A 15,096-nucleotide genomic window follows, 5' to 3' on the forward strand; every position below is an offset into this window, starting at 1 on the left:
CCTCCTTCATTCGATTCCTAAGACTGATTGTATACTACGGCAAGGCGATCATGCCATACAGAAAAGACGCGATTATAGGCTATGTTCGATGCAGTAGAGAGCTTCTTCCGCCGTGACCACGGATTCGGTCATCTCGTTCATGTCTTTTAGGCGCACTTTCCCGGCGCGCGCTTCATCTTCACCGATCAGGATGACGTATCGAATACCTTGCGATGAGGCCGACGCTAGAGATTTCTTCAATTTGCGCTTCGAGAAATCCGTCCGTGTACGAACGCCGTTCGCTCGAAGGTCGGCCGCGATGCCTAGTGCTTCGGGGGCTGTGTCTCCAATGGGGATGACGAGGACGGAGGCAACCGGCACGAGGTTCGCACGGTTCTTAAGCATCTCCATAATGGATTCCATCCCAAACGAAAGCCCAACCGTGGGATAATCGATGTCATTTCGACCAATGAGCTGCCCGATGATCGCATCATATCGGCCCCCAGCACCTAAGCTGGAGCCATAGGACAGGGAAGCATCGAAGATTTCATAGACGGTGCCGGTGTAGAATGACAACCCTCGCGACAGGAACGGGTCGAATGGGCATGCTTGTGATAATCCGAGCGATTGGATCAGGGCTTGCAGAGCGCGAACCTCCACAGCCCCAGGGCGTTCTTCAAGTCCCTCGTACTTCGAACATACGTCCACAAAGGTCCAGTCCTTTTTCGCAGCGAATTCAAGGATTGCATCTGTAACCTGCTTGCTTAGTCCCTTGGTGTTCAACTCTTCTTGAATTCCCGTCGGTCCGATTTTCTCGATTTTATCGAGCGTCAGCATAACCGAGAGCATCTCCTGGGAGGGCACGCCCATGGATTCCAATAGTTCCCCAAGAAAACGGCGATTATTCCATTTCACCGTAACCGGGATTTCTAATCTGCGAAATGCTTCAATCGCAAGCTGCATCAGCTCTGCTTCCGCTTCGGGCCCCTGTATGCCTACTACATCCACGTCACACTGTTGAAACTCACGCAGTCGACCGCGTTTCACCGGGCCATCGCGGAATACTTTGCCCATTTCATATCGTTTGATCGGCAAGCTAAACCCTGGATTCATGGCGATCAGCTTCGCAAAAGGAATCGTTAAATCATATCGAAGTCCAAGCTGCCGCTTCCCTTGGTCCGTGAGTTGATACATTTCCTTGATGATCTCATCCCCACCTGCATATTTCGATGTCAGCAGCTCCAGCTCATTCAGAATGGTCGTATTCGTGCCTTCAAAATCATACAATTCAAAGACGTCCTGAAGTGTGGCTTGAATGTTATGCCGAAGTGCTTGCTCTTGTCCCCAGAAATCATAGGTTCCTTTTACATTTTGCATGGCCGTCATCCCTCTCTTTTTGTAGGTAAAACAAAAAACGCGCCGGACCCATAGGTCCTGCGCGCCTCAATATGCCGCAGGTGGGCCAACGCGAGAAGCGTTAGCCCACCCTGAATTTCGATCAGGTGGTGCTAACGCTGTTTGTAATGATGAAGTTGATTATTCCATTGGATCGTATCCATTGTGATGATCTCCTTCAGAACGTGATTTAGAACGATTATAGAGGATTCGCTGCGGACATTCAAGGGCTGTTTTCATCGAACCGGTTCCCTCTATACACAAAAAAGAGGAGAACACACTTCACGTGCGTTCTCCTCTGAACGGTTACTCGTTCAGCTTAAACTTCTTCACTTCCTGATCGAGCTCAATGACCATATCGCGCAGAGTAGAAGCGGAGCTTGAGATCTCTTGCATCATGGCCATCTGTTCCTCGGAAGAAGCTGCTACGCTCTGTGAGTTCTGCGAAGCATTCTGGCCGATTCGAGCAAGCTCATCGAGGGATGCGGCAACCTGCTCACTGCTTGCTGACATTTGTTCTGCGGCTGCGGAGACTTCATGCACCTGCTCATTGACGCTCTGTAGTGCACCGACGATACCGCCAAAGGTCTCGCCTGCGGTATGCACCGCGCGTGCCCCATGCTCGACTTGATCCATGCTGGTGTTCATCGCAGTCGATGCCTGATGAATGTTCGCTGCAATATCGTTTAATAATTCCGAGATCTGCTGTGAAGAGTTATGCGATAAATCCGCAAGCTTACGAACCTCTAACGCGACGACAGCGAATCCTTTGCCGTGTTCCCCGACTCTCGCCGCCTCAATGGAAGCGTTCAGCGCTAAGAGGTTGGTCTGTCCCGCAATGTTCGTAATGGTGGATAGTATATGTTCAATCTCTTGGGATTGTTGTTGTAAAGTAGCCAGAATTCCCACTGTATTCGAGACGGATTGATGAATTTCTTGCATGTCATGAACGGATTGGCGGATGATCACATTCCCATGCTCCGCATTTCCGCTAACTTCGCGTGCATAATCGGACAACCGTGAAGAGGACTCTGCGATCCGCTGAATGCCCGTTGCCATTTCCTCCATCGCAATCTGGCTCTCCATTGCAGATTGCCTCTGTGTCTCAGATCCTGATGCAACCTCTTGGATAGAGCCGGCAATCTCTTCGGTCGCTCTGGAGGTCTGTTCTGCACTCATGGTTAGCACCTTGGACGAAGAGGTAACATGGTCCGCCGTGGTCTGTACATTCTGAATAAGCTGACGGATATTGTGAATCATCGCATTGAAGTTGGTCGATAGAATTCCGACTTCGTCTTGGTTATGGACCGGAATAGTAACCGTAAGGTCCCCCTCTGCGACGCGCATACTGAGCTCGGACAACTTCCGAATAGGACGCAGCGTGATACGTACCAAGAAAATGACTAAGACGATGAACGAGAATACGACGGAAAGCGCAATCGAGACCGTCTTGATGAGCATGGCGCTCTGTTGTTCTTTCAGGAGAGAGTATTTAATGTCGATGCCGAATATGGCAAGCTTTTTTCCATCCTTATCGGTAATGGGGCTGATGATACTAATCCATTCGCCAAAGTTATCTTTGTATACCTCGGACATGGCGTAGCCGTCTTGCTCCATCTGATCAAACGCTTTGGCAAATGCCCCTGTGGCTTCATAAGGGTCTCCTGGTTTGGTGACCTTATCGTACATCGCTTGGTTAGCAAGGAGGATGGTAGCCTTCTTGTTATCCCCGTTGGAGGCAACTTCAGGCAAGTATATATAGCTGTTCGAAATGATTTCATTCTGATTCATGCTGTTGAGCTGCCGCTGGAGACTTTGGATCCCCGGATCTTGCGTGAATTCGTTCGTGCCAACTAATTTTTTTGCTTTCTCAATCTCCCTAGTATTCTGAGCAATCACATTTTGCAGCGTCCATCCCATGTTGAGAATTTCGTCCGTCTGCTGACTGCGTAATTGCAACCATGACGTGATCGTAAGAATACTCTCGAGCAGGAAGAATAACACAGCAAGAATAACACTAGATTTGAAAATTAAACTTTTTCTGTTGACCCAACTTTTCTTTTTCACGATAAGCCCCCCAATACATTCTAAGAAGTGCAAGACATCATTTCAGGTGAAGCTAAATAAATATTTGTGATTGTGATTATTTATTTATCGTCATTATTCACATCGAAGTTTAAGGATTTTATGTAAAAATCATATGCAAATGGAGAGGTGGATCAACAAAATGGAAGGCGTGGGAATTAATGATATTCAGCACGAAAAAACAGGACGATACCGTCCTGTTTTCTGCATGATTCCCGAGGTTTCGGTTATGAAGTGGTGTGAGTCAAATACCGTGCACGATACTCGTGCTCCAGCATGCTCATCAAGATCGCATCGTGATACTCGTGATTGTAGAATAGGGCGTCTCGCTGAATGCCTTCCTGCTGAAACCCTAATTTCCGATATACATGCTGCGCCCGCTCATTATAAGCGTAGACGTTCAGTTCGATTCGGTGTAAATTCCGAATGCCGAAGCCGTAATCGAGGAGCAGCAGGATCGCTTCGGATCCATAGCCTCGTCCTTGATGACGCGCTGCACTGATCGCTATCCGTAGACCGGCGCTGCGATTGGTATCGGAGATGTCCTGCAGCGCAATATCGCCGATAATCTCGTCCGTTGCAGCATCCGCGATGAGTAGGAGAATGCTGGATGAATTCTGCGATTTGCTATCGATGTAACGCTCGATCTGTTCTCTCGTGAAATGATGCTGCGTTCCGGTTAGACGAAGCATGTCCGTATCGTGCAGCAGTTGATAATAAGCTTCCGTATCCGCGCTGTTCACCGGGCGTAAATAGATCTTCGTGCCTTCCAGGAATCGTACAGGACGATCCGCTTTGGCGTTATGACTCATGAGATGCCTCCTAACTTGATCGTGATTGATCATATTGTGATGTACATACCGTATCGCAAATCTGTATACTTGAGAATATACAGATTTGAATAATTCTAAAGGACAGGTAGGGGTGCAAGATGCGTAAGGTCTTAATGTCGAAGCTGGACCCCGATGCGAAAGCTCCCCAGTATGCGCAATTATATGAGCAGGTGAAGACGGCAATTACCGAAGGAGAGCTGACAGAGCACATGCGGATGCCTTCGATTCGCTCCTTAGCCGGGACGCTCGGTGTTAGTGCGACAACGGTTGAATTGGCTTACAGTCAGCTTGTCGCTGAAGGTTTCTTAGATAGCCAGCCTAAGCGAGGGTATTATGTTCAGAAGCTCCCGGATCCTTACCGGCAAGCTGGAGGTAATGAGTCAAGGCGAGCGTTATCCGTTGTATCGTCTATTCCCCGAACTGTGCCGGCGAGAGATAATCGAGAATACCAGTATGACTTTCATCTATCGAAGAATGATCACACGATATTTCCCTTTGAATTATGGCGCCGGCTATCGAATCAAGTGCTCCGGCAGAGCAATCAGGACCTGCTGTTCTATGGTGATCCGCAAGGCGAATACGGACTTCGCGTGCAGATCAGTAATTATCTTCGTCAATTCCGCGGGTGTGAATGCTCACCGGAGCAGGTGGTTATTGGTTCAAGCCAGCATCATCTGTTATCGTTGATGTGCCATCTCTTGAAGGGGCGGTTACAGCATATCGGGGTTGAGAATCCGGGCTATCTGCTGCATGCGGAGACATTTAGACAGCAAGGGCTGCAGGTGTGTCCGATCCCACTTCAAGATAACGGCATGCAGGTGGAAGAAGTCTATGCACGACAAGTTCAGGCGGTCTGTGTATCACCTTCCCATCAATATCCGAGAGGGATCGTGATGCCGATCGCGAAGCGGCTTCAGTTGCTCGAATGGGCAGAACATGTACAGGGATATATTATTGAAGATGACTATGATGGAGAATTCCGGTATCATGGTCGCGTGATTCCATCCTTACAGGGCTTACAGGGCGGGAATCGTGTGATCTATTTGGGTGGATTCTCGCAGGTGCTGGCTCCGGCATTTTGCATCCATTACATGGTACTTCCCCCTGACTTGATCGCAGTCTATCAACAGGTTGAGTATAAGATGCTGCTTGAGCAATCGGCTTCTCGCATTCATCAATGCACCTTACAAGCGTTTATGGAGCGAGGGCATCTGGAGAAGCATATCCGCAAAATGCGCAAACGATATGGGCAGAAGCATGATCTCCTCATCCAATCGATCCAAGAGGTGTTTGGGGAGAGGGCGATCATGATCGGGAAGGATGCGGGCTTCCACATTCTGCTGCGTATCGATCATCCGCTAACGGAGCATGAGCTAGTCTTGAGCGCCAGAGAAGCAGGGGTTCGTGTCGCTTCGGCTGCCCATACCTGGATAGAATCGTCGTCATATTCCTATCGAGAGTTTTTCATTGGTTTCGCTGGGATTGAGCTGGAACGGATCGAACCCGGGATCAAGCGGTTATATGACGTATGGTTCCAAGAACAAGGTTAAGAGCAGATCCAACAGAAAGTTTCATTTCAATTTCGCATATTTCACACATATAAGGTAGAATTGTAATCATAATGCATTAGGAGTTGTTGAGATGGCGAAAGAAGAAGTGATTTTGACCCCCGAGGGTTTAGAACAATTACAAGCCGAATTGGATGATCTTAAATATGTGAAGCGTAAAGAGCTCGCGGCTCGGATTAAACTCGCGATCAGTTATGGGGATTTGAAGGAAAACAGTGAATATCACTCCGCCAAAAACGATCAGGCGTTCATGGAAACGCGAATCTTGGTCCTCGAAGGCAAATTGAAGCGGGCACGTGTGGTGGATTCGAGCAACCTGGATCATTCCCAGGTGAATATCGGTTCGACGGTTGTTCTTCATGACCGTGAGTTCGCAGAGCAAGTGGAATATAAGATTGTCGGTGCTGAAGAAGCAGATGTTCTTGATAATAAGATTTCCTACGAAAGTCCGTTAGGGAAGGCGCTTCTCGGGACGAAGGTGGGCGATGTCGTTAAGGTTGAGGCGCCGATGGGTGTCATCAGCTATGAAGTGCTTGAGATTAAAAGGGTCTAATGGTGGACCCCTAGATAGGAAAGAGGATAAGGCATGAATAAAGCATCCATTTATGGATTAACACGCGATCAATTGGCTGTATGGCTGTCGGAGCGTGGACATAAGAAATCGAGAGCCCTGCAAGTCTGGGACTGGTTATATCGGAAACGGGTTACGGATTTTGCCGCGATGGAAGATGTGCATTCGGATTGCATCGCGCTATTGTCCGAGAATTTCGCCATCGAGACCTTAACGGAATATTTGAAGCAGGAATCCACGGACGGAACCATTAAGTTCCTGTTCAGACTGGAAGACGGCAACTTGATTGAGACGGTCCTGATGCGACATAAGTTCGGATTATCCGTCTGTGTTACGACGCAAGTCGGCTGCAACATCGGCTGCAGCTTCTGTGCGAGCGGGCTGCTGGCGAAGAGCCGGGATCTCACGAGCGGTGAGATTGTCGGGCAGATCATGAAGGTTCAGCATCATCTGGATGCGCAAGGGCAGGGAGAGCGTGTTACGCACATCGTGGTCATGGGGATTGGCGAACCGTTCGATAACTTCACGAATATGTCCGATTTCATCAATGTGATCAAGGATGCGAAAGGACTTGCGATTGGCCCAAGACATATCACGGTATCTACCAGCGGTCTGGCGAACAAAATTGAAGAGTTCGCAGATTCCGACCTTCAGGTGAACCTGGCGATATCGCTACATGCACCGAACAATGAGCTGCGGACACGGATTATGAAGATCAATAAGGCGATACCGATTGAGCGGTTAATGCAGGCGATTGAATATTACCTGGAGAAGACGAACCGTCGAATTACGCTAGAATACATCCTGCTGAAGGATGTGAATGACGGCCTAGAGCAGGCTGTCGAACTTGCAGAGCTCATTCAAGCACGTCCGCGTCTGAAGAAGCTGGCCAATGTGAATTTGATTCCGTATAACCCGGTAGACGAGCATAGCCAGTACCAGCGGAGTGAGCAGGAGTCTGTACGGGCATTCTTCGATGTGATGAAGAAGAACGGGATCAGCGTCAGCGTACGTCTGGAACACGGATCGGATATTGATGCGGCTTGCGGGCAGCTGCGGAGCAAGCAGATCAATAAAGATCGCACGGAAGCGGGTTAGGCGCAGCTACGACCCCATTCCCTGGGAAATAACAGAACAGAGCACCATCTTCACCTTAGGGAGGAGGATGGTGCTCTTTTTCTTATATCGTAACGCAAAATTCTATTTGGCGATAAAAGAGGTTTTCCTCATTGGATGGCTACCGAAATCGGTCTCGATAAGACACGCTGACGATAATCATGAATTTTCTGAGCGTATGTCATGGCAAGCTTCTTCGCGGTCTGATGGTTACCAGCATTCGCGAACACTTGGAACATCGGTTCTTCGCTGTCCGGTAGAATCAAGGTCCATCCTTCATCGTGGAAGATCTTAATCCCGTCGATCAGCTCGACTTGCTTACCTTTTGTCTCTTCCATTAGAAATCGCATAACTTTGCCTTTGTCCGCCCACGGGCATTCGACTTTCTCCTTCAAGAGGGTGAAGTCGGGGATGGAATCCACGAGCTGAGATAGACGTAAATTTTTGTCAGCCATCAGCTGCATGAGATGCACCAGCGTATAGAGTCCGTCGTTGTAGATGTGGAAGCCTTGGTTCTGGCAACCTTCCATGATTGAGCGCGAATCCGCTTTGGTGCGAATGACCAAGCGACCCATCTGCGCCGCGAGAATCTCAGCGCTGTGTGAGATGTTGACCGGGACATGGAGCTCTGGATGATCGCTATGGTTCAACTGAATCATGATCTGTAGGATCGACAGCATAGATTCAGAGATCACTTCACCTTGGTCGGTAACGACATCGATCTGCTGCCCATTGGCATCTAATCGGATACCGAAATCCGCCTTACTCGATGTCACCCAGCTCGCGAGTTCGTCAGGGGAGGATGTAACCCGGTTAAGTTGAATGACTTTGCAGCCGAGAATCTCGAGCAATTCCGGGATAATTTGCTGCAAATTCCGGTAATCATATTCCAACACGACGGTATAGCCTTGGGATTCAATCGAACGGTTTCCGACGAGCGAGAGGAGATGTTCGCGATATTGAAGGCGAACGTTGGGCGCGGTTCTTGCCCGCCCGACCTTGCTCGGATGAATGAGACGGCTGTCCTCTTGGATATAGGCGTTTTCGATTTTCCGTTCCGCATTCTTGCGAAGCGGGAGGCCGGCATCATCGAGGAATTCGATGACGAATTGAGTATCACTACCTTCGGTAAGTGCGCGGATATGAATGCCGCCCGCGCAATCGGAATGATGGACGGCGTGCCGCGATAAGGATGATGTCATCGAACCGAAATGATACGTATGAATCCCCGAAGCATGCAGGCCGGATAGGAATACATTGGCAATCAAGGCGGCAAATGGTGAGGAATCATGGCTGACGCCCACCGCCACTCCTGCAGGAATTGTCGTTCCGTAAGCTAAGGCAAGTCGATTGGCGAAGTTGGTCGTCAGATCGACATTGCATGTGCCGTTCACGCCCGATTGCCCGAAGAGATTTTTGGATAAGCGATCACCCCGAATGAAGGAATGTTTGACAGTCGTATGATGATCGATGATTTTATTCGGGAAGATTTTAACGCCTGGTTGGACAATGCTCTTCGTCCCAATCTGGCATCCGTCCCCGACAATAGCTTCTTCGTGAACGATAGCCCCGGACTGTACAATCACATTTTGACATAGCGTAGCGCCTTTGACTTCTGCGCCCAGCGCAACTAGGTTATTCCGCCATAGGACAGCGCGCTCTAGAGACGTATCGCGGCCCAGAATAGAGCCCTCGCCGATAATTGAGTAAGGTTCAAGCGTAACATGAGGCTCCAGAATGCAATCGGAGCCGATGAAGCAAGGGGATTGCAGAATGACGTCTTGGTCGATTTTCACATGTTCGCCCGTCCAGATGCCTGGTGCAATTTCCGTGCCTGGCATCGCGATGTTCACTTTACGATCTAGCATGTCGAACTGCGTCTCCCGATATTGCGTCAGGTTGCCGATATCTGACCAATATCCGTCTGCTACGTAAGCATATAGCGGCTGATCTTGAGTCATAAGCATCGGGAAGAGGTCTTGACTGAAGTCGAACACTTGCCCGCGATCGAAGTAATTGAACACGTCGGTCTCTAGAATATAGATACCTGTATTGACCGTATCGCTGAAGACTTCGCCCCAGCTCGGCTTCTCAAGGAATCGAATGACCTGGCCGTCATCATCGGTCATGACAACGCCGAATTCGAGCGGGCTGTCGACATGAGTCAGAATGAGCGTTCCGATGGATCCTTTATGGCGGTGGTATTCGATCGCTTGCGTTAAGTCGAAGTCGGTCAGAGCATCCCCGCTGATGACGATGAAGGTCTCGTCGAGGAATTCTTCCGCATTCTTAACGCTGCCTGCCGTACCTAATGGGCTATCTTCTTCAAAATAGTGCAGCTGAACGCCAAAATCGGAGCCGTCTCCGAAATAAGAACGAATCATTTCAGGGAGATACTGTACGGTTACAGCAATCTCGGTAATCCCATGCTGCTTAAGCAGTTCTATGGTATATTCCATCACAGGACGGTCTAATAAAGGTACCATCGGTTTAGGTGTGTTACTGGTCAGCGGGCGCAGACGCGTCCCTTTGCCTCCTGCCATAATAACTGCTTTCATCTTAATTCCCCCTGTTCTTCATCCCGTTTTTTAAATCTTCGGTCGCTGCGACTTCTTGGTACGCGAGATGGTCGAACTCACGATGCAGCGTGCGGTGGTACGTATGGATCGTCTGCCGAGCAATATGATCCCAGTTATACGCAGTAGCTAATTTATAGACAGCTTGCTGTGCCATGCTTCTCGCCAAATCTGGATTCTGCAGCATTTGGATCACATGCGAAGCAAGCGATGGAACATCACCAGGAAGGACGGTATAGCCATCCTCTCCATAGTTCACCATCTCCTGAAGGCCTCCCGTTCCAGAGACAATGACAGGTGTTCCGGCAGCCATCGCTTCGAGCGCGACAATGCCGAAAGGTTCATATAGACTTGGAAATACAGCGATGGAAGCCATTTGGAACAATTGATTTCGCGTCGTATCATCAATGAATCCAGTGAAGAGGACATGATGGTCCACGTTCATTTGTCTCGCTTGCGCCTGGAGCTCCTCCATAACGGGACCTTTACCGCTGATGATGAATTTCGTATTTGGGCAGCTCGCCAGAATAGTAGGGATGCTATCTAGCAGAATATGCACGCCTTTCTCGCGAACGAGTCTGCCGACGAAGTACACGATGCGCTCATCGGGCCGTGCGAATTGCGCTCGAACGGATGCCTCGACCTCTACCGGCTGAAGGAGCTGCGAATCGACGCCATTGGCAATGGTGTCCAGCTTGTCGGCAGGTAATTGGAAGAGTCGAAGGAGCTCTTCTTCCATATAACGACTGCACCCAATGACCCGCCATGCTTCATAAGTCAGCTTCCATTCAAGATGATGTATGGCATGTTGAAGTTCACTATAGATTCCTTGATTACGTCCATGCTCTGTCGCATGAATGGTGGCCACGAGCGGCAGATGGAACTGATGCTTCAGCGCTGTGGCGGCCTGACAGACCAGCCAATCATGTGCATGGATCAGATCGAATGGACCGTAATGGGCAATTAATGGCTTGCAGTAATCCGTCATGGCAAGGTTCAGTTGGAATACCCATTCCATGAAGCTAAGGTCATGGGCCTGATACGTTCTGACGCGATGCACATGAACGCCTTGATTCACTTCGTAAGCCGGGTACCCGTTGACATGTGAGGTAATGACATGGACTTCCATGCCCTGCTTCGTCAGGCTGCGGGTGAGATCATACACATGCCGTGATAATCCGCCGACGGTCATCGGTGGGAATTCCCAGGAGAACATTAATATTTTGAGCCCATTTCGAGCTTGCTGGACTACGTCATGCAGTTCAGCTGTAGCTGCAGGATATGAGCGGTAGATCTGGTAATCGAGCGCAGGGAAGATGTCGTCCCGGCGTTCCGCTTCTTGGAGCCAAGCTTCATCGATCATTCCGCTGCGGAGTGCACGATAGAGCTTCTGGAATCGGTTCATATGATTCTGCGTCCGCTTGACCGCATAAGGCACCATCGTCTTGTTATCCATAATGAACGCCCAGTCGCTGCTCTCGGCGAGCATCAATTGCTTCGCGGCCTGGTTTAGTGCACGCTGCTCGAGATCCGTTGGATTCGGGAAGCGATCTGCGAGTTCGATCATCTGTTCTTCCATCCGGTGAAGATGGCGATAGATCCAAGCATTGTCCTGCCCGAGCCATACTTCGCCATATCCGGCGCGCCCCCAACTGGAGAAGGCCAGCTGACACTGTTCATTCTCGTGATATTCGTGCAAATATTCGGCAGGCGTGATCATCTGAATGATCTGCCCGTTATCATGTGCTTTGCGGCACAATTGGTCGATAAAGCGAGGGCCTTCATACCACCAATGGCCGAACAACTCCGCATCATAGGAAGCGATTATGATCGGTTTGCGATCCATGTGCGCAGCGAGATGCTCCACTTGCCTCTCCCGATTAAAGAAGAAATTGCCTGCATGATTGGATGCTTTCGCTTCTGCCCAAGAGGGGCGGTAGGGCTCTTTATGCCCGTCTTGCCCTGTGATGCGGTAGTATTTGATGCCGGTATGCAGACGAACGCCCGTCTTATGTAGGTAAGGCTTAATATATTCATAGTTCAGGTCATACCCGATATCCCGGTAATATTCGCGGTAATCATAATCGCCAGGATAACCCTCAAGCGAGCTCCATACTTGCTTGGAAGTCTCTTGATCTCTGGCAAAAGCCGCCACGCCATGTGGGGTCACGACCGGGCCATAGACACCGCGCCGCGGCTTCGGGCTCGCATGATTCAGGCTGTGCGTATCGGTGAAGAAGAAGTCGATGCCGTAGTCTTTCAGAATGCGGTCTAAGCCTTCCTTCATGCCGCATTCGGGCAGCCAGATCCCTCGTGGACTCCGTCCAAGAAGGGTGGTATGTACCGAGATCGCATTTTCGATCTGCGAACGAATCGCTTGCTCGGTTTTCACATAAGGCAAGAAGGCATGTGTCGCAGCGGATGTAATGAGCTCCAGGTTCCCTGCGTCTTGAAATTTGCGGAAACCATCAATGATTCTGCCTTGGTAAGTCGTTACGAATAGGTCTTTGATGTGCTCAAATTGTTCGAGGTACTGAACGGCAAGGGGATGGAAGGATTCGTCGCCTTCGGTCCGTTCGCACTCGTATGTCGCGAGTTCAATCAAATTGTTGAGATAGCTGAGGTATCGTTCTTGGAGTAATGGGCTGGCTAACATCGAGAGCAGCGTCGGAGTTAACGACATTGTGATGCGGAAATCGACCCCGTCACGTAACAGTCCTTCGAATACGTCAAGCTGCGGAAGGTAGGTCTCGGTCATGGCTTCGAACAGCCAACGCTCTTCAATGTAATCTTCACTCTCGGGATGGTGCACAAAGGGCAGATGCGCATGTAGGACAAGGGATAAATAACCTTTTACCATGCCTTGTTCACTCCTTCCTCTGTTGTATTGGTTGATGGCGCAGACAGGGAATAGCCTGTAAATGCGTTGTGCCATTCGGGGGCTGGGGCTGGTTTCGCTAGCTCCAGCGTCACGGCGTGATATTCCGTCCAAGAGCTCTCGTCTTGAGGCGGAAGTGTTACTGTATTCGAACGTAGGAGTGTTACAAATCTCCCATCGAGGGTTGTTGTTCCGTAATCTACAATATAAGTGCAGTTCGCTTCCATCCCCATAACGAACCAATTGTCGCTATCTGCATGAAGCGCAATATCTGTCGAACGGTTCCAGTGCTCGCCGTTAAAATCCAGACACGTAATATCATACACACGCAGGAATTTGGGCAGGTTATGAAATCCGGTGTGGAAATGTTCTTCTGTCATCTGCTTCCGCTGACTCGTGATATCCCAATAGACGTAGAGTGATGAAGGATCTCTTGGCATGATCGTGATGTGATCGAAGATCTCATCAATCGCTTGCAAATGAGCTTCGTCAATCTCGGGCGGACATGACATGACGTTATGTACTGCTGCAGCAACATGCTGCGAAGCCTTATTGCGCTCCTTCGCCAAATGATAGTTCAGTTTGCCATAGGATACGCCGAGCTGTTCTGCAATTTCTTTACGCGTTCGTCCTGCTTCTAGTAATCGCATTATGTTTTCAATATCCAATGAACTTGCCCTCCAATTCCTTATTTGAAAATGAGAAGAAAGTCACTCATGGGCTTCCTTGTTCTTTTCATAGATTAGTGTATAGGATATGCCGTGATAAGTTTGCCGAAGTATGAGTGAGGATTTCAGGACCTTTTGTAGAATTTTCGAGGTTCATTGCACATTTTGACAAAATAAAAAGCGCCTCCGAGAAGAGCAAATCTCGTAAGCGCTTTATTGAAAAAAGGCTGGTTTAGAAATGTTCAAGCGAGGTTGCTGAGCAGGTTCGTCTCAGCCGACAGTGCTTCTTTGGCCAAAATATACATGGCGCTGCTCCATCCGAGCGGGGTATTCGGATTCGCCGCCGCTGTCCCGGCATAATATAGCTCGGGCAAAACTCCTGGCTTCGTCATGATGTGTTCCGTCTTGTGAATGTAGTGATTCGCTTCATCCAGACGGCCGAGTGTTATATGGCATAGGGCAAGCCATGGCAACCCGAATGTCCATTCCGCTTCTGTCCCGCGATAGAATTCACGGGGATGATGCCTGCCATGGTGATGTTCGAGGGTGCTGTAGTAGCTGTCTCCCTCGTAGCGGATCAGACCGCGGTCTCGCAGCAAGTGCTGCTCTGCACGCTGCACGATAATATCCCCGAGCATGCCGGTAAACAGCTTATAAGGGTACACAAGGCTGAGCTGCGCCAAATCGGTTGATTTCACCTTACTTTCATGGGGAAAGAGGGTGAGCAGGGCATGAAGTCCCTTGTCGACCAAGGATTCCGGTACAAGGACGTAAGGCTCGACGGCTTTAAGTCCGGCTACGCAAGCTCCGATAGAGGATGCATGCACTTCCCGGGATTCTTCCCACATGCCGTTATCCGGGTCATGCCAATATTCGATGTGGCCTAGATACTCGACTAAACGCTGAACGATCTCCAGATCTTGGGCATCACGGAACATCCGCTTGCCTTGTGCGAGCCCAGAGCCGATTCCGAAGAGGAAGGCTCCGATCATATCGTGCTGTACGTGGCCCCAGTTCTGATCATGAATTTCAAGGACATCCTGCGCAGAGTAACGGGCGTGTAGGTACTCCCACTCATACGTAGGTTTGTGCTTCGAGAGAATATGCAGCTTCCATTCATACGTGCGGAATAAATCTAGCAGCCGATAGTAGGTTGTCTCATAGATTCGATTCGGCTTCGTTAAGTAGGGTAACGACATATAGACGCAATCGCGAATCCAGACATATTGATAATCCTTCGACGGACTGGCGACATATAAACCGTGGGGTAGGCGTAATTGATCCAGGATCTTATAGCTCTCAGATAACATATTTAACTCCTCCTTGAATGTTCGATAGGATGATTTCTATTTAGCAGTTTGCCCGATTTCTGTTTCTATTAAACTTGTAATCGTCCATGTATAATGGATATAAATAGAAATGACTGG

At 49.5% G+C, this 15,096-nt stretch carries 10 protein-coding genes; 3 read left to right on the forward strand and 7 right to left on the reverse strand.

Features of this window, described 5'->3' with window-relative positions; all coding sequences use genetic code 11:
- Positions 1 to 72 precede the first annotated feature (72 nt).
- The 3 genes from C558_RS0101355 to C558_RS0101365 all read right to left on the reverse strand — a co-directional run bounded on the left by C558_RS0101355 (position 73) and on the right by C558_RS0101365 (position 4,271).
- Complete coding sequence (locus tag C558_RS0101355; RefSeq protein WP_018754412.1) at positions 73 to 1,356, reverse strand: histidine--tRNA ligase; 1,284 nt, start codon at positions 1,354 to 1,356, stop codon at positions 73 to 75.
- Positions 1,357 to 1,680: 324 nt separating this feature from the next.
- Entirely contained in the window at positions 1,681 to 3,441 is a 1,761-nt protein-coding gene (locus C558_RS0101360) for a methyl-accepting chemotaxis protein (protein ID WP_018754413.1), read from the reverse strand.
- Between the two features lie 245 nt (positions 3,442 to 3,686).
- The gene (locus C558_RS0101365; RefSeq protein WP_018754414.1) at positions 3,687 to 4,271 is read right to left on the reverse strand and encodes a GNAT family N-acetyltransferase; all 585 of its coding nucleotides are present in this window, start codon (positions 4,269 to 4,271) and stop codon (positions 3,687 to 3,689) included.
- A 119-nt stretch (positions 4,272 to 4,390) separates the two neighbouring features.
- Between C558_RS0101365 and pdxR the strand changes: the two genes are divergently transcribed.
- The 3 genes from pdxR (at position 4,391) to rlmN (ending at position 7,529) form a co-directional block, all read left to right on the forward strand.
- Positions 4,391 to 5,842 (forward strand): MocR-like pyridoxine biosynthesis transcription factor PdxR, encoded by a 1,452-nt coding sequence (pdxR, locus tag C558_RS0101370; protein WP_018754415.1) that lies wholly within the window; start codon positions 4,391 to 4,393, stop codon positions 5,840 to 5,842.
- 91 nt (positions 5,843 to 5,933) lie between these two features.
- The gene (gene greA / locus C558_RS0101375; RefSeq protein WP_018754416.1) at positions 5,934 to 6,413 is read left to right on the forward strand and encodes a transcription elongation factor GreA; all 480 of its coding nucleotides are present in this window, start codon (positions 5,934 to 5,936) and stop codon (positions 6,411 to 6,413) included.
- A gap of 33 nt (positions 6,414 to 6,446) precedes the next feature.
- Complete coding sequence (gene rlmN, locus C558_RS0101380; protein ID WP_018754417.1) at positions 6,447 to 7,529, forward strand: dual-specificity RNA methyltransferase RlmN; 1,083 nt, start codon at positions 6,447 to 6,449, stop codon at positions 7,527 to 7,529.
- A 128-nt stretch (positions 7,530 to 7,657) separates the two neighbouring features.
- Here rlmN and C558_RS0101385 read toward each other — a convergent pair whose 3' ends face one another.
- The 4 genes from C558_RS0101385 to C558_RS0101400 form a co-directional block, all read right to left on the reverse strand.
- The gene (locus C558_RS0101385) at positions 7,658 to 10,105 is read right to left on the reverse strand and encodes a sugar phosphate nucleotidyltransferase (protein ID WP_018754418.1); all 2,448 of its coding nucleotides are present in this window, start codon (positions 10,103 to 10,105) and stop codon (positions 7,658 to 7,660) included.
- Between the two features lies 1 nt (position 10,106).
- Positions 10,107 to 12,983 (reverse strand): 1,4-alpha-glucan branching protein domain-containing protein, encoded by a 2,877-nt coding sequence (locus C558_RS0101390; protein WP_018754419.1) that lies wholly within the window; start codon positions 12,981 to 12,983, stop codon positions 10,107 to 10,109.
- Positions 12,977 to 13,651: a DUF4912 domain-containing protein gene (locus C558_RS32280; protein ID WP_156825954.1), complete on the reverse strand. Its 675-nt coding sequence runs from the start codon at positions 13,649 to 13,651 to the stop codon at positions 12,977 to 12,979. Before C558_RS32280 ends, C558_RS0101390 begins: the two co-directional genes overlap by 7 nt.
- Positions 13,652 to 13,911: 260 nt before the next feature.
- Complete coding sequence (locus tag C558_RS0101400) at positions 13,912 to 14,979, reverse strand: glycoside hydrolase family 15 protein (protein ID WP_018754421.1); 1,068 nt, start codon at positions 14,977 to 14,979, stop codon at positions 13,912 to 13,914.
- Positions 14,980 to 15,096: the final 117 nt, after the last annotated feature.

Origin of the sequence: Paenibacillus terrigena DSM 21567 (genome assembly GCF_000374845.1) — a bacterium.
Classification (GTDB): Bacteria; Bacillota; Bacilli; order Paenibacillales; family Paenibacillaceae; genus Paenibacillus_K; species Paenibacillus_K terrigena.